Annotated in this window: 17 protein-coding genes and 1 tRNA gene; 13 read left to right on the top strand and 5 right to left on the bottom strand. The window is 66.9% G+C overall.

Annotation, left to right across the window (positions count from 1 at the left end):
• The first annotated feature begins 7 nt into the window (after positions 1–7).
• The 6 genes from ispE (at position 8) to GTZ97_RS09580 (ending at position 4,203) form a co-directional block, all read left to right on the top strand.
• The gene (gene ispE, locus GTZ97_RS09605) at positions 8–925 is read left to right on the top strand and encodes a 4-(cytidine 5'-diphospho)-2-C-methyl-D-erythritol kinase (RefSeq protein ID WP_161650376.1); all 918 of its coding nucleotides are present in this window, start codon (positions 8–10) and stop codon (positions 923–925) included.
• A gap of 129 nt (positions 926–1,054) precedes the next feature.
• Positions 1,055–1,131: transfer RNA gene (locus GTZ97_RS09600), tRNA-Gln, on the top strand.
• Positions 1,132–1,301: 170 nt separating this feature from the next.
• Positions 1,302–2,264, top strand: coding sequence for a ribose-phosphate pyrophosphokinase (locus GTZ97_RS09595; RefSeq protein ID WP_161650375.1), 963 nt, complete (start codon positions 1,302–1,304; stop codon positions 2,262–2,264).
• A 93-nt stretch (positions 2,265–2,357) separates the two neighbouring features.
• Positions 2,358–2,978, top strand: a complete 621-nt coding sequence (locus GTZ97_RS09590; protein WP_161650374.1) for a 50S ribosomal protein L25/general stress protein Ctc — start codon at positions 2,358–2,360, stop codon at positions 2,976–2,978.
• 105 nt (positions 2,979–3,083) lie between these two features.
• Positions 3,084–3,713, top strand: coding sequence for an aminoacyl-tRNA hydrolase (gene pth / locus GTZ97_RS09585; RefSeq protein ID WP_161650373.1), 630 nt, complete (start codon positions 3,084–3,086; stop codon positions 3,711–3,713).
• Positions 3,714–3,744: 31 nt separating this feature from the next.
• Positions 3,745–4,203 carry a hypothetical protein gene (locus tag GTZ97_RS09580; protein WP_161650372.1) on the top strand — a complete coding sequence of 153 codons (459 nt, stop codon included), beginning with the start codon at positions 3,745–3,747 and terminating at the stop codon, positions 4,201–4,203.
• An 8-nt stretch (positions 4,204–4,211) separates the two neighbouring features.
• Here GTZ97_RS09580 and GTZ97_RS09575 read toward each other — a convergent pair whose 3' ends face one another.
• The 3 genes from GTZ97_RS09575 to rsmD are packed head-to-tail and all read right to left on the bottom strand — an operon-like array spanning position 4,212 to position 5,700.
• On the bottom strand, positions 4,212–4,475 hold the full coding sequence (locus GTZ97_RS09575; RefSeq protein WP_161650371.1) for a YfhL family 4Fe-4S dicluster ferredoxin: 264 nt from the start codon (positions 4,473–4,475) through the stop codon (positions 4,212–4,214).
• A gap of 36 nt (positions 4,476–4,511) precedes the next feature.
• On the bottom strand, positions 4,512–5,015 hold the full coding sequence (coaD, locus tag GTZ97_RS09570; RefSeq protein ID WP_161650370.1) for a pantetheine-phosphate adenylyltransferase: 504 nt from the start codon (positions 5,013–5,015) through the stop codon (positions 4,512–4,514).
• A 49-nt stretch (positions 5,016–5,064) separates the two neighbouring features.
• Complete coding sequence (gene rsmD, locus GTZ97_RS09565; RefSeq protein ID WP_161650369.1) at positions 5,065–5,700, bottom strand: 16S rRNA (guanine(966)-N(2))-methyltransferase RsmD; 636 nt, start codon at positions 5,698–5,700, stop codon at positions 5,065–5,067.
• A gap of 45 nt (positions 5,701–5,745) precedes the next feature.
• Here rsmD and ftsY point away from each other — a divergent pair, with 45 nt between their 5' ends.
• Positions 5,746–6,942, top strand: coding sequence for a signal recognition particle-docking protein FtsY (gene ftsY, locus GTZ97_RS09560; RefSeq protein WP_161650368.1), 1,197 nt, complete (start codon positions 5,746–5,748; stop codon positions 6,940–6,942).
• Here ftsY and GTZ97_RS09555 read toward each other — a convergent pair.
• Positions 6,924–7,922, bottom strand: coding sequence for a DUF2726 domain-containing protein (locus GTZ97_RS09555; protein ID WP_161650367.1), 999 nt, complete (start codon positions 7,920–7,922; stop codon positions 6,924–6,926). The genes ftsY and GTZ97_RS09555 overlap by 19 nt on opposite strands.
• A gap of 173 nt (positions 7,923–8,095) precedes the next feature.
• Complete coding sequence (ffh, locus tag GTZ97_RS09550) at positions 8,096–9,475, bottom strand: signal recognition particle protein (protein WP_161650366.1); 1,380 nt, start codon at positions 9,473–9,475, stop codon at positions 8,096–8,098.
• Between the two features lie 34 nt (positions 9,476–9,509).
• On the opposite strand from ffh, the gene GTZ97_RS09545 reads away from it, so the two are divergent.
• The 6 genes from GTZ97_RS09545 (at position 9,510) to GTZ97_RS09520 (ending at position 17,820) form a co-directional block, all read left to right on the top strand.
• The gene (locus tag GTZ97_RS09545) at positions 9,510–10,364 is read left to right on the top strand and encodes a cytochrome C assembly family protein (protein WP_161650365.1); all 855 of its coding nucleotides are present in this window, start codon (positions 9,510–9,512) and stop codon (positions 10,362–10,364) included.
• Position 10,365: 1 nt separating this feature from the next.
• The gene (locus tag GTZ97_RS09540; protein WP_236651117.1) at positions 10,366–10,680 is read left to right on the top strand and encodes a PP0621 family protein; all 315 of its coding nucleotides are present in this window, start codon (positions 10,366–10,368) and stop codon (positions 10,678–10,680) included.
• Positions 10,673–12,502: a sensor histidine kinase gene (locus tag GTZ97_RS09535; protein WP_161650363.1), complete on the top strand. Its 1,830-nt coding sequence runs from the start codon at positions 10,673–10,675 to the stop codon at positions 12,500–12,502. Before GTZ97_RS09540 ends, GTZ97_RS09535 begins: the two co-directional genes overlap by 8 nt.
• Positions 12,499–14,094: a sigma-54-dependent transcriptional regulator gene (locus GTZ97_RS09530; RefSeq protein WP_161650362.1), complete on the top strand. Its 1,596-nt coding sequence runs from the start codon at positions 12,499–12,501 to the stop codon at positions 14,092–14,094. Before GTZ97_RS09535 ends, GTZ97_RS09530 begins: the two co-directional genes overlap by 4 nt.
• Positions 14,081–14,668, top strand: a complete 588-nt coding sequence (gene ampD / locus GTZ97_RS09525; protein WP_236651116.1) for a 1,6-anhydro-N-acetylmuramyl-L-alanine amidase AmpD — start codon at positions 14,081–14,083, stop codon at positions 14,666–14,668. Before GTZ97_RS09530 ends, ampD begins: the two co-directional genes overlap by 14 nt.
• A gap of 251 nt (positions 14,669–14,919) precedes the next feature.
• Positions 14,920–17,820, top strand: coding sequence for a ribonucleoside-diphosphate reductase subunit alpha (locus GTZ97_RS09520; RefSeq protein WP_161650360.1), 2,901 nt, complete (start codon positions 14,920–14,922; stop codon positions 17,818–17,820).
• Positions 17,821–17,865: the final 45 nt, after the last annotated feature.

Below are 17,865 nucleotides of genomic sequence, written 5' to 3'. Positions count from 1 at the left end.
GCCCGTCATGCCTGCCCTGTACGACCTGCCCGCCCCGGCCAAGCTCAACCTGTTTCTGCACATCGTGGGCCGGCGCCCTGACGGCTACCACCTGCTGGAGTCGGTGTTCGCGCTCATCGACTGGCACGACACGCTCCACATCGAAACCCGCGCAGACGAGCGCATCGCCCGCCATGATCTGGGCGAGCCCTTGCCTGCCGATGACTTGTGCCTGCGGGCGGCCCGACTGCTGCGCGATGCGGCACAACACCGCGGCGGTTGCGACATCCACATCGACAAGCGTCTTCCGTCCGGCGCCGGCATGGGTGGCGGGAGCTCGGACGCCGCCACCGTGTTGCTGGTCCTCAACAAACTGTGGGGCCTGGAATGGCCACTGCAGCGGCTGGCCGATCTGGCGCTGCAGCTCGGCGCCGATGTGCCCTTTTTCATCCACGGCCAGACCGCGTGGGTGACCGGTGTGGGCGAGCAGATCACACCCCTGCCCGAGCACCCCGCACTGAGGGAGGTGCTCGGCGTGCCGGTGGCTGTGGCGAAACCGCCGATCGTCGTGCCGACCGCCGCGATTTTTGGTGCGCCCGGGCTCAAACGCGACACTCCCCATGCTATAGTCGCAGACTTTCTTGCAGCGCCCCGGGGCTTCGGGCGAAATGACCTGCAGGGCCCTGCCGAGGCTTACGCGCCGGCAGATCGCCCGGATCAAGCAGGCCAGATCACACAGGCTCTGGCGATCATGCAGAACCAGTACGGCAACAGCCGGATGACCGGTTCAGGCAGCGCGGTGTTTTCCTGGGTTCAGCCCGACGCCACCGCAGCCACCCCGGATTCCTGCCCGATGCCGCTGGCACTGCCTGATGCACAGTGGCAAGGTCGAGTGTGTCGCACACTGGCTAGACATCCACTTCACGCGCGGCTGTTGTCCGTTTGAACAACAGGCTGCGCAGATGATGGATCCGAGCAACAGCTTGCGATGACATAAAAAACCTGGCTATAATGTGAGGCTCTGAACAAGAGTGCAGCTTACAAGGTTGCAGCGCCTAAACGCTGTGACCTGTGTAGGGGAGTCGCCAAGTTGGTTAAGGCATCGGATTTTGATTCCGACATTCGAGGGTTCGAATCCTTCCTCCCCTGCCAAATCTCTACACACTGTGGTCTTCGCCGGGTTGACTGATCTGATCTTGTCCTCCACGGCGCACCTGCCCGACACCTTCCTCGAAGGCTGATTCTGACCAGCGCTCAGCTGGCATCTCCCCGGGCAAGGTGAAGGGCAGACGTTTTTTGTTCACCGTCCGTCGCCCGCCGCCATGCTCTCCGACACCGTTCTGTTCACCGGCAATGCCAACCCGGCATTGGCTCAGGAAATCGCCAACAACCTCGGCATCTCGCTGGGCAAGGCAGCTGTGGGCCGTTTCTCGGACGGCGAGACCACGGTCGAGATCCAGCAGAACGTGCGCGGTCGCGAGGTGTTCGTCATCCAGTCGACCTGCGCCCCGACCAACGACAACCTGATGGAACTGCTGATCATGGTCGATGCGCTCAAGCGTGCGTCGGCTCAGCGCATCACGGCCGTCATCCCTTACTTCGGCTACGCGCGTCAGGATCGTCGCCCGCGCTCGACCCGCGTGCCCATCTCGGCGCGTGTCGTGGCCAACATGCTGGAAACCGTGGGCGTCAGCCGCGTGCTGACAATGGACCTGCACGCCGACCAGATCCAGGGCTTCTTCGACATCCCGGTCGACAACATCTACGCATCGCCTGTGCTGTTGTCCGACCTGCAGGCCAAGCGTTACGAAGACCTCGTCGTCGTCTCGCCCGACGTGGGCGGCGTGGTGCGTGCCCGTGCGCTGGCCAAGCAGCTCGGCTGCGATCTGGCCATCATCGACAAGCGTCGTCCCAAGGCCAACGTGTCGGAAGTGATGCACGTCATCGGCGAAATCGAGAACCGCAACTGCGTGATCATGGACGACATGATCGACACCGCCGGCACGCTGGTGAAGGCCGCCGAGGTGCTCAAGGAACGCGGCGCCAAGAGCGTCTACGCTTACTGTACGCACGCCGTGTTCTCCGGCCCGGCCATCGAGCGCATCAAGGCCTCGCATCTGGATGAGGTGGTCATCACCAACACCATCCCGCTGAACGAGGCCGCCAAGGGCACGCCGAAGATCCGTCAACTGACGACGGCCTTCCTGTTTGCCGAGACCATCCGCCGCATCACCGACGGCGAGTCAGTCACATCCCTCTTCTCGGAGCAGAACAACAACTTCTGATCCGGCAAGCCGTGACCGGTCGCGCGACGCAAGTTGCCGACCGGTCAGTTTCAGCGCCTGGTCGCGGGCGCTTCATTCAACTGGAGCACATCCATGAAATTCGTCGCATTCGAGCGCAATCTGCAGGGGACCGGAGCGAGCCGCCGCCTGCGTGGCGCAGGCAAGACCCCCGGCATCGTCTATGGCGCTGGCAAGGCCCCCCAGAACATCGAGGTGGACCACAACGCCCTCTACCACGCCATGCGCAAAGAGGCTTTCCATTCGTCCATCCTGGACATGGAAATCAACGGTCAAGTCGAACAGGTTCTGCTGCGCGACTTCCAGAAGCACCCGTTCAAGCCCCTGGTGCTGCACGTGGACTTCCAGCGCGTCGACGCCACCACCCGCATCCGCAAGAAGGTTCCGCTGCACTTCATCAACGAAGCCGAGTCGCAAGCCGTCAAGCTGGACAAGTGCATCATCAACCACGTGGTCACCGAACTGGAAATCGAATGCCTGGCACAGCAGCTGCCTGAGTTCCTGACCGTCGACCTGTCGGGCGCCGTCAAGGGCCAGACCATCCACGTCAACGACCTGAAGCTGGACAGCCACATCAAGGTGCTGACCCATGGTCGCAAGAACCCGACCATCGCCACCGTGGTGGAGCCGGTCGAGGAAGTGATCGTGGCCGCCCCCACCACCGCCGAGCCGGCCAAGGGCAAGAAGAAGAAGTAATCTTCGCCCCGATCCAGCGGCCCGAGCCATCGGGCTGCGGTGTCAAGCCCCGCTTTGGCGGGGCTTTTGCTTTGCGCAACCACCTGCGGATAATCGCCACCCATCATGATTCGCCTGTACGTCGGCCTGGGCAACCCCGGCCCGCAATACGAAGACACCCGCCACAATGCCGGCTTCTGGTATGTGGATGCGCTGGCACGCCAGCTGGGCGTCACGCTGCAACCCGATCGGGCGTATCACGGCCTGGTCGCACGGGCCAATACGCCGCAGGGGCCGGTCTGGCTGCTGCAGCCACAGACTTTCATGAACCTCTCGGGCAAGTCGGTGTCGGCGCTGGCACGATTTTTCAAGGTGAACCCAGCGGAGGTGCTGGTCGCCCATGACGAGCTCGACTTGTTGCCGGGCCAGGTCAAGCTCAAACAGGGCGGCGGCCACGCCGGCCACAACGGCCTGCGTGACATCCATGCGCAACTCGGCGACCCCGGTTACTGGCGGCTGCGCCTGGGCATCGGCCACCCTGGTGTGAAGGCCGAAGTTGCCGCCTATGTGCTGCGCAAGCCGCCGGCCGCCGAACGTGAGGCCATCGACAAGTGCATCCAGCAAGCGCTGGACGCCACCCCCTGCTTCCTGCAAGGCGACATGGCCCAGGCCATTGCCCGCGTGCACGCCCAACCGCAACGTCCCAAGCCCCCGCGCCCTGCCGGGCCTGCCACGCCGCAGGATCCAGCCACCTGAGCGCGGCCACACGCCTTCACCACACTGGTCCATGCCACAGCCCACGCCCGCACTGGCCTTTGCGCTTGCCGCGCTCATCACCCTGCCCACCCATGCGGCATACCGTTGCGACGGCGGCCCGGGCGAGGCCCCCACTTACAGCCAACTGCCTTGCGGCCACGCAGCGCGCGCCGTGCGCACCGACGACGCACGCACCGCGGCGCAGGTGCGCGACGCGCGTGATCGACATGACACGGCGCAACGCGAGGCACGCCGCTATGACCGACGCATACGCCAGGAAGCCACCGCCAGGCGTGACGAGCGCGCTACCGCCATCGATGGCCCCGTGCGGCAGGTTGCCCAGCCGACCGGCAAGACTGCCGGGGCGCGCACGGCCACCACCACCGCAACAGACGACCGCCACGCCGGCACGGTCGTGCGTTCGCAACGGGTGTTCAAGGCGCGTGTGCCGAAACAGGAGCGCGACATGCGCTACCCTGTCCGGCCCTGAGGCCCCAATCAGGTCGAGGTTTTGGCGTCAGCCTGCAGGCGCAGGTACTTGGCCATCAATTGGTCCTGGGTTTCGACCCGTTCCGGGTTGACCGGAATGCACTCGACCGGGCAGACCTGTACGCACTGCGGCTCACCGAAATGGCCCACGCACTCGGTGCAACGATCCGGGTCGATCACATAGTGCTCATCGCCCATCGAGATGGCCTGGTTCGGGCACTCCGGCTCGCAGACATCGCAGTTGATGCATTCGGAGGTGATCTTCAGTGCCATGGCGGCCTCGGTTGCCTCAGTGGATGGACTGGATGCTCACGTGCCCTGGCGGGCCACGCGCTCCTTCAGGCGGGCCAGCACGGTGGGAGCCACGAACTTCGAGACGTCGCCGCCCAGCATGGCGATCTCGCGCACAAAGGTGCCTGACACGAACTGGTACTGGTCGGACGGGGTGAGGAACACCGTTTCCACATCCGGCATGAGTTGCCGATTCATGCCGGCCATCTGGAACTCGTATTCGAAATCGCTGACGGCGCGCAGGCCCCGCACGACGACCTTGCCGCCATGGCCGACCACGAAATCGCGCAGCAGGCCCGAAAACGCCACCACCTCCACGTTGGGATAGTCACGCGCCAACTCGGTGGCGATGTCCAGCCGCTCTTGCAGCGAAAACAGCGTCTTCTTGTGGTGCCCGGCGGCCACGGCGAGAATGAGCCTGTCCCACAACTGGCTGGCGCGCCGCATCAGGTCGGCATGACCCAGCGTCATGGGATCGAAGGTACCGGGATAGACGGCGGTGAGCTTGGCAGAAACAGTCAATCAGGACTCCATCGCCGCGTGGCGCGGACATGAGTTTACGCGTCGACCATCAGGCGGACGGGGCATCCGCCGCCGCAGCCACACGCTGGAAAAGGTGAAAGTACACGGCGCCGGCCTGCCCGCTGCGCCGCAACTGCAGTCCCGGCCCCGCTTCGACGCGGCGCGGCGCCTCCAGGTAAATCCAGCCGCCCTCCGGCACGCAGCCCTGGGCAGCCGTCAGCGCCGAATCGAACAGATCGGCCTCGAACGGCGGATCCAGAAAGACGAGGTCGTAGGCGCCCTGGGCCTGGGGCTGGCGCATCCACGCCAGTGCGTCACCCTGACGGAGCTGCACCACATCGGCGGCCTTGAGTTTGAGCACCACCCACTGCAGGCTGCGCAGCAGCCCCGCATCCCGCTCGACCAGCCAGACCGGCCCGGCCCCGCGCGAGGCGGCCTCCAGGCCCAACGCCCCGCTGCCGGCGAACGCATCGAGCACCCGCCAGCCGCTCAGATCCTGCCCCAGCCAGTTGAACAGCGTCTCGCGCACCCGGCTTGGTGTCGGGCGCAGCCCGGCTGCGTCGGCCACTGGGAGAGGGGTACGCTTCCACTGCCCCCCGATGATGCGCACCTCGTGCGGCGCGTGGCGGGTTGCGGCAGCGGGTCGCGTGGAACGGGGATGGCGTGGATCGCGGGCAGTAGACATGTATGGCCCGCATTGTAGAAACCCCAGGCGCCTACAATCGGGCCCATGTTCAGTTTCATCAAGAAAAAGCTGGGTTGGGGCAGCCAGGACAAGGATGCAGCCGACCCGGCCGGCAACGCACCCGCCCCTGCTGCGGAGGCCAGCCCCGCTGTGCCACCCGTGGCCGAGCCGGCCCGCCAAGCCACCCAGGCGACCCAGGGCCCTGCCACCACGGCCTCCGCGGCACCGTCGTCCCCCTCGCCTGTCGTGCCCCGCCCGGACGCCGCGCCGCCCATGGCCCCTGCGCCCGTAGCGGCACCCGTGGCGGCAACTACCCCACCCGCTCCCGAGCGCCGCTCGTGGCTGGACAAGCTGCGCAACGGGCTGCGCAAGACTGGCTCGAGCATTGCGCAGGTGTTCACCGGCACACAGATCGACGATGCGCTGTACGAAGAGCTCGAAGCCGCCCTGCTGATGGCCGATGCCGGCGTGTCGGCCACGGAGCACCTGCTGGCCGACCTCAAGCGCCGCGTGAAAGAAGCCAAAGCCACCGACCCATCCCAGGTCAAGGGCTTGCTGATCGACGCCATCACCGAGTTGCTGGCGCCTCTGGAGCGCAGCCTGGAGGTCGGCGCCCACACGCCAACGGTGATCATGGTGGCCGGCGTCAATGGCGCAGGCAAGACCACGACCATCGGCAAGCTGACACGCCACCTGGCCGATGCGCAGCAAAAGGTGCTGCTGGCCGCAGCTGACACCTTCCGCGCGGCGGCACGCGAGCAGCTTCTCGTCTGGGCAGACCGCAACCGGGTGGAGATCGTCTCGCAGGAGGGCGGCGACCCGGCAGCGGTCACGTTCGACGCCGTGCAGGCCGGCCGCGCGCGTGGCTGCGACGTGGTGATCGCCGACACGGCAGGCCGCCTCGCAACGCAGCTGCACCTGATGGACGAGCTGCGCAAGATCAAGCGCGTGATCGGCAAGGCCATGGACGGCGCGCCGCACGAGATTCTGCTGGTGGTGGACGGCAACACGGGCCAGAACGCGCTGTCACAGGTCAAGGCCTTTGACGAGACGCTGGGGCTGACCGGCCTCATCGTCACCAAGCTCGACGGCACCGCCAAGGGCGGCGTGCTGGCAGCCATTGCCTTGTGGTCGCGCCAGCAGCAACGGCCCGTGCCGGTCTACTTCATCGGCGTGGGCGAGAAGCTGGAAGACCTCCAGACCTTCAGCGCACGCGAATTCGCTCAAGCTCTTCTGGCGTGAGATTGGGCTTGAGGTCGGACCTGGGGCCTGTCTTCGAACATCGGCGGCCGGATGATCTGACCGGACATCGGGGTCTCCGGCACCAGACCGGTGGCGGGATCGGTGTCCAGGTCGTCGAACCAAGTCGAAGGCGGCGGCTCGCGGTGCGCAGGCTCGCCCGACGCTGCGGTCTCATCACCCTCCGCCTCGTCGGGCTGTGCGCTGCGCATCCACGCATCGATGTCGAAATCCAGTGGCGATTCGCGCACGTCCATGCCCTCGCCGCCTACCGCCGCCCCTGAAGCCATCGGTAGGGCTGCGGCCTCGGGCGCCTGCATGGCCGCCACCACCGCGGCAGCCTGGGCGTCGCGTCGCGCGACACTGAGGTCGGCATACCCAGCTCGGCCAGAGGTCTGGATGGCCGCACCGAGAATCGCCTCGCGCGCCACGGCGGGACCGGGCAGCGCGCCTTCCAGCCAGACATGCACCGGGATGCGGGCTGCCTGCAGCACCTTGTCCATACGGGCCTGGCGCTTGAGGGCGTTGTCCTTGCTGCCACCAGCGCCCGGGCGCACTTCGACCACGGCCACGACCTGCGACGACATGTCGCACACCACCAGATCCGCGCACAGCGAGCCCACCCGGCGCAACCACTCGGAATACGAGTTGCGAGTCGGCACCTTGATGAAACGCGCCAGCGGCACCTGCGCCAGGATGATGTGATCGGGCAGCGCGCGGCGCAGCACCTGATAAGCCTCGCGCTCGGGCGTCTTGAGCACGCGCGTGGCGACGGGCTCCCAGGCGGCCAGGGTGTCGAGCGCATCGTCGTGCGCGGTGGTCGCGCGGCGCGGCCGGCGTCGACCGCGGACGCGCCCCACGCGCGCACCGGCGTCCGCCCCATGCGCGCGCACGCGGCTTCGTTGGTACCACCAGGCACCGGCCAGGCCGGCCGACCCCAGCGTGGCGGCCAGCACAAGGGGCCACATCGAGATCATGTCCATCTTCGGGCCTTCTCTGCATCAAGCGTGTCGCGCCGACACGCGGCCTGCCTGTATTCGGCAGGCGGCAAGCCTTCTGAAGGCCCGCGCAGCGTCACGTCACGAGAGTGACATACGCTAACAGGCGGCGCCGGAAACGCCATCCGGGTTATCCGGCGGGATTGTGAGCAGCCGTATCAGCGGCCCATGCCGGGCAGGCCCTTCATGCCACCCATGCGCTTCATCATCTTCATCAGGCCGCCGCCCTTCATCTTTTTCATCATGCCCTGCATCTGCTCGAACTGGTTGAGCAGGCGGTTCACATCCTGGATCTGCACGCCGGCACCCGTGGCAATGCGGCGCTTGCGGCTGGCCTTGCTCTTGCCATCCATCAGCAGCGCGGGCTGGCGGCGCTCTTTGGCGGTCATGGCATTGATGATGCCTTCCATGCGGCGCATGTCGCGCTCGGCCCGATCCATGTCGGCCTGTCCGGCCTTGGCGGCCAGCTCGCTGGGCAGCTTGTCCATCAGGCTCGACAACCCGCCCATCTTCTTCATCTGGCTGATCTGCATGAGGAAGTCTTCGAACGTGAAATCGGCCCCCGATTTCACCTTCTCGGCCAGCTTCTGGGCGGCGGCCATGTCGACGCCCTTTTGCACCTCCTCGACCAGCGCCACGATGTCGCCCATGCCCAGCACGCGGCCGGCATGGCGGTCGGCATCGAACACCTCCAGGCCGTCAATCTTCTCGGACACACCGGCAAACTTGATCGGCACGCCCGTGACCTGACGCACCGACAGCGCCGCGCCACCGCGCGAGTCGCCGTCCAGCTTGGTCAGAACCACGCCGGTCAGCGGCAGGGCTTCCTTGAAGGCCTTGGCGGTGTTGACCGCGTCCTGGCCTTGCATGGCATCGACCACGAACAGCGTCTCGACCGGGTTGAGCTGCGCATGCAAGGCCTTGATCTCGGCCATCAGCGCCTCGTCAATGGCCAGGCGACCAGCCGTGTCCACGAGCAGCACATCGAAGTAATGGCGGCGGGCGTGGTCGATGGCTGCGGCGGCGATGTCAGCGGGCTTCTGATCCGGCGCGGACGGGAACCACTCGGCGCCGGCCTGGCCGGTCACGGTCTTGAGCTGCTCGATGGCAGCAGGGCGGTAGACGTCGGCCGAGACCGTCAGCACTTTCTTCTTGCGCTTTTCGATCAGGTGCTTGGCCAGTTTGGCCGTGGTGGTCGTCTTGCCCGCGCCCTGCAGGCCCGCCATCAGGATCACGGCTGGCGGCTGGGTGGCCAGATTGAGGTCGGCCACGCCTTCGCCCATCGTGGCCGCGAGCTCCTTCTGGACGATGCTGACCAGCACCTGCCCCGGTGTCAGCGAGGAGACGACCTCCTGACCCAGGGCCTTGTCCTTGACCCGGGCAATGAAATCCCGCACCACCGGCAGGGCGACGTCGGCTTCGAGCAGCGCCATGCGCACCTCTCGCAGCATGTCCTGCACGTTGGATTCCGTGATACGGGACTGGCCCCGCATCGTCTTGACGAGCCGGCTCAGCCGTTCTGTGAGGTTCGATGCCATGAAATCGACGCGTGCGCTCTTTTAAACTGATCGGATGATTTTATCGCCCGCCCTTCATGCAACCTGGCCGTCGGGTCTGGCCGTCCTGGCTTATTTGGTCGCCGCCCTGTGGCCGGTGGCCGCGCATCGCACGGCCCCGCGGGAGGAGCGTGGCGTCTGGGCCGTGCTCGCCCTGGGGTGGCTGGCGCAGGGCGTGGCCCTCGGTCTGGACGTGTTTCCACCCGAGGCCGGCAGCAGCAGCCGGTTCGGATTTGCCCCCGCCTTGTCCATGACGCTGTGGGTGGTACTGGCCGTCTACGCGCTGGAAAGCCGGCGCCTGGGCTGGCCGGCCGTGCGCCGCTGGCTGGCCGTGCTGGCGCTGCTGACCGTGGGGCTGGCGTGGCTGTTCCCGGGCAAGGCGCAACCCCTGGCGGGCAGCACCTGGGCGCCATTGCACTGGTTGACGGGGCTGGCGGCCTACGGGCTCTTTGGCGCCGCCCTGCTGCACGCCGTGTTCCTGCGGCACGCTGAGCGCCAGCTGCGTCAGCGCCGCGAACCGGGTGGCGCCGCCGCAGCCATGCCGCCGCCGATCGGTGAGGCCCTGGGCATGCCCCTGCTGCAACTGGAGTCGCTCACGATGAAGTTCGTGGCCGCCGGCTTCCTGATGCTGACCTTGACCCTGCTGCTGGGCGCCGTGTTCGCGCAGCCCTGGCGCTGGGACCACAAGACCGTGTTCTCGGTCCTGTCCTGGCTGGTGTTTGCCATGCTGCTGTTGGGCCGGCTGCGCTTCGGCTGGCGCGGGCGCCAGGCCACGCGGTGGCTGATGGCGGGCTCGGGCCTGCTGCTGCTGGCCTATGTGGGCTCGCGCTTCGTGGTCGAAGTGCTGCTCAACCGCACCTCTGGAGGCTGAGTTGCTGAAATACCTGCTGCTTGTGCTCTTGCTGGTGTGGCTGTGGTATTCGCCCGCGGTGCGCCGGCTGTGGCGCCCGCGCCCACCCGAGCAACCCGCTCAGCACCCGTCCGCCCAGAGCTCCGACGCCAAGGGCCCGAACGCACCAGGCACGCCGACCGGCGCCCCCGCCCACGGCCTGATGGTGCGCTGCGGGCACTGCGGCATCCACCTGCCACAGAACGAGGCGCTCATGGGTGCAGATGGCCAGCGGTACTGCTGCGAGGCCCACCGCCAGGCGGGCCCGGCATCGTCAGACCGGGCACCCCATGGCTGACCCCTCGTCCCGCACGGATCAGGGCTCCTGGTTCGGCTCACTGGACGAGGACAGCACCGGCATCTGGCCGCACAGCGTCCAGACACCCGCACCCGGGCCCGCCGACGCTGCGGCCCGTCCCGGCACCGCGCTCAATGCGGCGAGCTGGCCATCGTTTCACCGCATCCTGCGCGCCTTCCTGACCGCCCGCGTGGCGGTCTCGATCGTGCTGGCCACGCTGATGCTGATCAGCGGCTTCATGGGCAGCGCACCGCCCGGCTGGCTGCTGGCGCTGGCCGCCACGCATGCGCTGATGGCCATGGCGGCCTGGAGCTGGCCCGCCATGCGACAGCCGCGGCCCGGTGACGATGCTGCGCTCAGCGCCTCGCAGGCGCTGGCCACCATCGGGGTCGACCTGGGCATCTTCGCGCTGCTGCACCACCTGACCGGCCCCAACCTGAACTCGCAGGCACTGCTGGTGCTGCCCGTGCTGATGGCGGCGGTGCTGCTGAGGCGGGGCATGGCGCTCGGGGTGGTGGCCACGGCAGCCATCACGCTGTTGAGCGCCGCCTGGGTGCAGGGACAAGGACAGGCCCAACCGGCGGCCATGCTGATCCAGGCCGGACTCACCGGCTTTGGCCTGTTCGTGATCGCGCTGCTGGCCTCCGAGCTCTCGACGCGGCTGGCGCGAGAAGAACGCAGCGCGCGGGGCAGCCTCGAGATGGCGCGGCAGCAGGCGCGCCTGAATCGCCTGGTGATCGAGGAGATGAGCGACGGCGTGATGGTGGTCGACCGGCAAGGCCGTGTGCGCACGGCCAACCCGGCGGCCCGGCGGTTGCTGGCCGCCCAGGGCATGACCGAGCCGGCGCCGTTTCGTCTGCGGGGCGTACCCGCATGGGCCCCGCTGACGATGGCCATCGACCGCGGAGCCAGCGAGCGCCGCACGGAAGACGACGGCCAGGAACTTGCCCTGCGGTTCGATGACCAGAGCGTGCGCAACCTGCGGGTGCGACTGCGCTTCACGCGGGGCCATGACGAGCGGCACGCAGAAGCCATGTGCGTCGTGCTGCTCGAAGACCTGCGCACCGTGCGCGCACGCGAGCGTCAGGCCAAGCTGGCGGCCATGGGCCGCATGTCGGCCGGCATTGCCCACGAGATCCGCAACCCGCTCGCGGCCATCGCACAAGCCAACGCACTGCTGGAAGAAGACCCGCTGAGCCCGACGCAGCGCCGTCTGACCGGCATGATTGCCGCCAATGTGGCCCGCCTCAAACACATCGTCAACGACATTCTGGCCGTGGCGCCGGGCGTGCGGCCGCCCGCCCCCCTGATCGAACCGGTGGCGCAGGTGGTAGCCATCTGCAACGAATGGCGTGGCATGCACGGCCTTGGTCAAGGTGAAGACAGCCTGCTGGAGGTCGATCTCGGCAACACCCCGCAGGTGATGGCGCAACGCGCCATTCGCGCCCGCTTCGAGCCCGAACACCTGCACCGCGTGCTGGTCAACCTGTTGGACAATGCCTTGCGCTACCACAGCGGCCACCCAGGGGCCTTGCTGGTCAGCCTGCGCTGGCTGCCCGGTCACGCCGGCCATGACCTGCTCATGGTGTCGGTCAGCAACGATGGCGAAGCGATTGCGCCCGAGCATGAGCGTGCCCTCTTCGAGCCCTTCTTCTCGACCAGCAGCCGTGGTACGGGCCTGGGCCTGTATATTTGCCGCGAACTGTGCGAGCGCCATGGCGCCAGCATCGATTACCGGCAACACCCGCCCTCCGTGCGGCACCGCAATGAGTTCTTTCTGACACTCCCGGTGGAGCCCGCGCCGCCTGCGACCGACCCATGACCCCAGCCCTTGGCCAGAAGCTGCTTGTCATTGATGACGAGCCGGACCTGCGAACCCTGTACGAGCTCACGCTGCTGCGCGAGGGCCACCATGTCGACACGGCCGGCTCGGTGAGTGAGGCGCTGCAGTGTCTGCAGGAAGGCCCCTACGGCTGCGTGATCTCCGACATGCGGCTGCCCGATGGGCTGGGGCTGGAGGTCATCCAGTGGCTCGACGCCCACCAGCGTCAGGACAAGGTCATCGTGATCACGGCCTACGGCTCGGCCGAGAATGCGGTCAGCGCGCTCAAGGCCGGTGCCTACGACTACCTGACCAAACCGGTCGACCTCAAGCAGTTCCGGCAGGTGGTCGCCTCGGCGCTGGGCCGCCATGGCTCGCTGGCTCAGACCGATGCCCGCGCTGCGGAAGCAGGCGCGTCCGAAACGGCAGCAGTCGTCACACCGTCATCAGCCTGCCCTGCTGTTTCGGCAGCCCCGGCAGCAACGGACACCGCCCGTGGCGCGGGCCGCCAGCTGCTGGGCCACAGCCCGGCCATCCAGCAGGTACGCGTGCTGATCGACAAGGTCGCACGCAGCATGGCGCCCGTCTTCATCTCAGGCGAATCCGGCACCGGCAAGGAGCTGGTCGCTCGCGCCATCCACGACCATAGCGACCGGCGCAACGGCCCCTTCGTGGCGGTCAACTGCGGCGCCATCCCCGAGCATCTGCTGGAGGCCGAGTTCTTCGGCTACCGCAGGGGCTCGTTCACCGGCGCGCAGGAAGACCGCATCGGCTTCTTCCAGGCCGCCGAAGGTGGCACCCTGTTCCTGGACGAGATCGGCGATCTTCCCCTGGCCATGCAGTCCAAGCTGCTGCGGGCCATTCAGGAGCGGGCCGTGCGCGGCATTGGCTGGACGCAGGAGACGCCGGTGGACGTGCGCGTGATCAGCGCCACCCACAAACACCTGCCCGATGAGGTGCAGGCCCAGCGCTTCCGGCAGGATCTGTACTACCGGCTCAACGTCATCCAGATCAGCCTGCCGGCACTGAGAGAACGCCCGGAAGACCTGCCGCTGCTGTGCGAACGCATTTTGACGCGCCTGGCGCAAGAGAACCACCTGCGCGACACGCCGCGCCTGGGCGCCGACGCGCAGCAGGCGCTCGCCGCTCACCGCTTTCCAGGCAATGTGCGCGAGCTCGAGAACCTGCTGCAGCGCGCGGTGGCATTGAGCAACAGCGTCACGCTCTCAGCGTCAGACCTCGGCCTGACGGTACCGGCCTCGCCCCAAGCCGCATCCGGCACGCCGACCGCAGACGCCACGGGTGTCCCAGCGGCCCCTACTCCCTCCGCACGCCTGAGCGCAGACACCCCGCCCCTCGCCGCCCCCCTGCCCAGCGATCTGGTATCCCATCTGGATCAGGTCGAGCGGGACATCCTGGTGCGTGCCCTCGAACAGCATCGCCTCAACCGCACCGCGGCAGCTGCGAGCCTGGGCTTGTCGTTGCGGCAAATCCGCTACCGCATGGCGCGGCTGGGTGTGCAGGTAACCGATCAGGGCGTGACGCTGGGCGAGCGCTTCGAACCCGAGGCCGATGGCGATGCCAGCGCCTGAGCCAATCTGGGATGCCGGCTGGCACCGCCGCGCCACGCGCCATCCCTCGCCCAACTTCGGACCGCGCCCCCAGGGCGGCCCGATCGATCTGGCCGTGGTGCACTCGATCAGCCTGCCGCCGGGCGTGTTTGGCGGGCCGGAGATCATCCAGCTGTTCACCAACCAGCTCGACTGGTCGGCCCACCCCTACTTCGAACAGATTCGCGGGCTGGAAGTCTCGGCCCATTTCCTGATCCGACGCAACGGCGAGGTGATCCAGTTCGTCTCGGTCAGCGACCGGGCCTGGCACGCCGGTCGATCGTGCTGGCGGGGGCGGGACAATTGCAACGATTTCAGCGTCGGCATCGAACTGGAGGGCCTTGAAGGCGGGCAGTTCGAGCCGTCGCAGTACACCGCGCTCGCGGCCCTGTTGCGCGACATCCACGATCAGTGGCCGCTGGCCGGTGTCGTTGGGCATGAACACATCGCGCCGGGCCGCAAGGCCGACCCTGGCTCCGGCTTTGACTGGTCACTTCTGCAGACCCTGGCAGGGTGGCCTGCGCAGCGGTTTCCCGGACATTTTTCGACGAGCTGAACGCCTGCGTCGACGCTGCGCAACGCGCCATCCGGACGATGCCTCTCCGCGATTTCCCGCAGTTCACAACGCGGCCTCGCCGGTCTCGTAAAAAGGCGTTATAGTGCCGCTCAGACACTATGGGTAGCGCCAAAACGCAACCCGAACACCAGATCTAGTGTCCTCGTCGTTCCCCCTCCGACCATGTGGAGGGACCCGTTTCGTCGGGCCGTCCTGACCCTGGCCGGCCCCACGTCTTCAAAGGGATACACATGCAAACGTCCACGCCCAGCACCCTGTCGTCTAACCCGTCGGCCTTTCCCGGCGCTGCTGCCGATGCAGCCCAGCCGCGTCAGTCGGCCTATGCCGCCTACCAGATCATCCGACGCAACGGTGCGGTCGTCTCGTTTGAACCCAGCAAGATCGCCGTGGCCCTGATGAAGGCCTTCCTGGCTGTGCACGGCACCCAGGGCGCCGCTTCCGCGTCGGTGCGCGAAACGGTCGATGGCCTGACCGAAGCCGTGGTGCGCGGCCTGCTGCGCTCGCGCCCGGGCGGCGGCACCTTCCACATCGAAGATGTGCAGGACCAGGTCGAGTTGTCGCTGATGCGCGGCGGCCACCACGAAGTCGCCCGCGCCTACGTGTTGTACCGGGAGCGCCGTTCACAGGAGCGCGCCAAGCAAGGTGAGGCCCAGCAGGCTGCCACGCTCAGCACGCTGCACGTCGTCGACAATGGCCAGCGCGTGCCGCTGGACCTGGGTCGCCTTCAATCGCTGATCGAAGCCTCGTGCGAAGGCCTGGGCGCCGATGTGCAGCCTGGCCCCATCCTGGCCGAGACCCAGCGCAACCTGTACGACGGCGTGCCGATGGACGAGGTCTACAAGGCCGCCATCCTGGCCGCGCGCACCCGCATTGAACACGACCCGGCCTACACCCGCGCCACCGCTCGCCTGCTGATGCACACCATCCGCCGCGAGATCCTGGGCGAAGAGGTCACGCACGCCGAGATGGCCACGCGCTATGCCGACTACTTCCCCGGCTTCATCAAGAAGGGCATCGAGGCCGAGCTGCTCGATGAGAAGCTCGCCCAGTTCGACCTGGCCCGCCTGGGCGCGGCGCTCAAACACGAGCGCGACCTGAACTTCGACTACCTCGGCCTGCAGACCCTGTACGACCGCTACTTCCTGCACACCGACGGCAAGCGCATCGAGATGCCGCAGGCCTTCTTCATGCGCGTGGCCATGGGCCTGGCGCTCAACGAGATCGACCGCGAAGCCCGCGCCATCGAGTTCTACGAACTGCTGTCGTCGTTCGACTTCATGTCGTCCACTCCGACGCTGTTCAACTCGGGCACCCGCCGCTCGCAGCTGTCGTCGTGCTACCTCACGACCGTGCCCGATGACCTCGACGGCATCTACGAGGCCATCAAGGAAAACGCGCTGCTGTCGAAGTTTGCCGGCGGCCTGGGCAACGACTGGACCCCGGTACGCGCCCTCGGCTCCCACATCAAGGGCACCAACGGCAAGTCGCAAGGCGTCGTCCCCTTCCTGAAGGTGGTCAACGACACCGCTGTGGCCGTCAACCAGGGCGGCAAGCGCAAGGGCGCCGTCTGCGCCTACCTGGAATCTTGGCACCTGGACGTCGAAGAGTTCCTGGAGCTGCGCAAGAACACCGGTGACGACCGCCGTCGTACCCACGACATGAACACGGCCAACTGGATCCCCGACCTGTTCATGAAGCGCGTGATGGAAGGCGGCGACTGGACGCTGTTCTCGCCCTCCTCCTGCCCTGACCTGCACGACAAGTTCGGCAAGGCCTTTGAAGAGGCATACACCGCTTATGAGGCCAAGGCCGACCGCGGCGAGATCAAGCCCTTCAAGCGCATGAAAGCCACCGACCTGTGGCGCAAGATGCTGACGATGCTGTTCGAGACCGGCCACCCCTGGATCACCTTCAAGGATCCTTGCAATGTGCGCTCGCCCCAGCAGCACGTCGGTGTGGTGCACTCGTCCAACCTGTGTACCGAGATCACGCTCAACACCAACGGCGGTGAGATCGCGGTGTGTAACCTGGGCTCGGTCAACCTGGCGCAGCACATCAAGGACGGCGGCATCGACCACGACAAGCTCAAGAAGACCGTGCGCACTGCCATGCGCATGCTCGACAACGTCATCGACATCAACTACTACGCCGTCAAGAAGGCCCGCGATTCCAACCTGCGCCACCGCCCGGTGGGCCTGGGCATGATGGCCTTCCAGGATGCGCTGTACCAGCTGCGCGTGCCGTACGCCAGCCAGGAAGCCGTCGAGTTTGCCGACCGCTCGATGGAAGCCATCTGCTACTACGCCTACTGGGCCTCGACCGAGCTGGCCGAAGAGCGTGGCCGCTACAGCAGCTACCGCGGCTCGCTGTGGGACCGGGGCATCCTGCCGCTGGACTCGCTCAAGCTGCTGGCCGAACAGCGTGGTGGCTATGTCGAGGTCGACACCTCGGCCACGATGGACTGGGACGCGCTGCGTGGCCGCATCGCCCAGCATGGCATGCGCAACTCCAATTGCGTGGCCATTGCCCCCACCGCCACCATCTCCAACATCATCGGTGTGGACGCCTCGATCGAGCCGTGCTTCGGCAACCTGTCGGTGAAGTCGAACCTGTCGGGCGAGTTCACCGTGATCAACGAGTACCTGGTGCGCGACCTCAAGAAGCTGGGCCTGTGGGACGACGTGATGGTCATGGACCTCAAGCACTTCGACGGCTCGCTGCGCCGCATCGACCGCGTGCCCGAAGACCTCAAGCAGCTGTACGCCACGGCCTTCGAGGTCGAGACGCAATGGCTGGTCGAGGCCGCTGCGCGTCGCCAGAAGTGGATCGACCAGGCCCAGTCGCTCAACATCTACATGGCCGGCGCATCGGGCAAGAAGCTCGATGAAACCTACAAGCTGGCATGGGTGCGTGGCCTGAAGACCACCTACTACCTGCGCACCATCGGCGCCACGCATGCCGAGAAGTCGACAGTGAGCCGCTCGAATCTCAACGCGGTGTCCAGCCATGTTGGCGGCGGCACGGGCGTTGCTGCAAGCAGCGCACCGGTTGCCGAGGTCGCCGCGAACGAACCGGCCACCGACGTGAAGTTCTGCTCCATCGACAACCCCGACTGCGAAGCCTGTCAGTAAACCCCATCGCCCGGAAACCCCGATGAACACGGGCTTTCCGGGTGA

It is taken from the genome of Aquabacterium fontiphilum (assembly GCF_009909205.1).
Taxonomy (GTDB): Bacteria; Pseudomonadota; Gammaproteobacteria; order Burkholderiales; family Burkholderiaceae_C; genus Aquabacterium; species Aquabacterium fontiphilum.
Note: the sequence above shows the minus strand (reverse complement) of the source record. Positions and strands in the feature narration are given on the sequence as shown.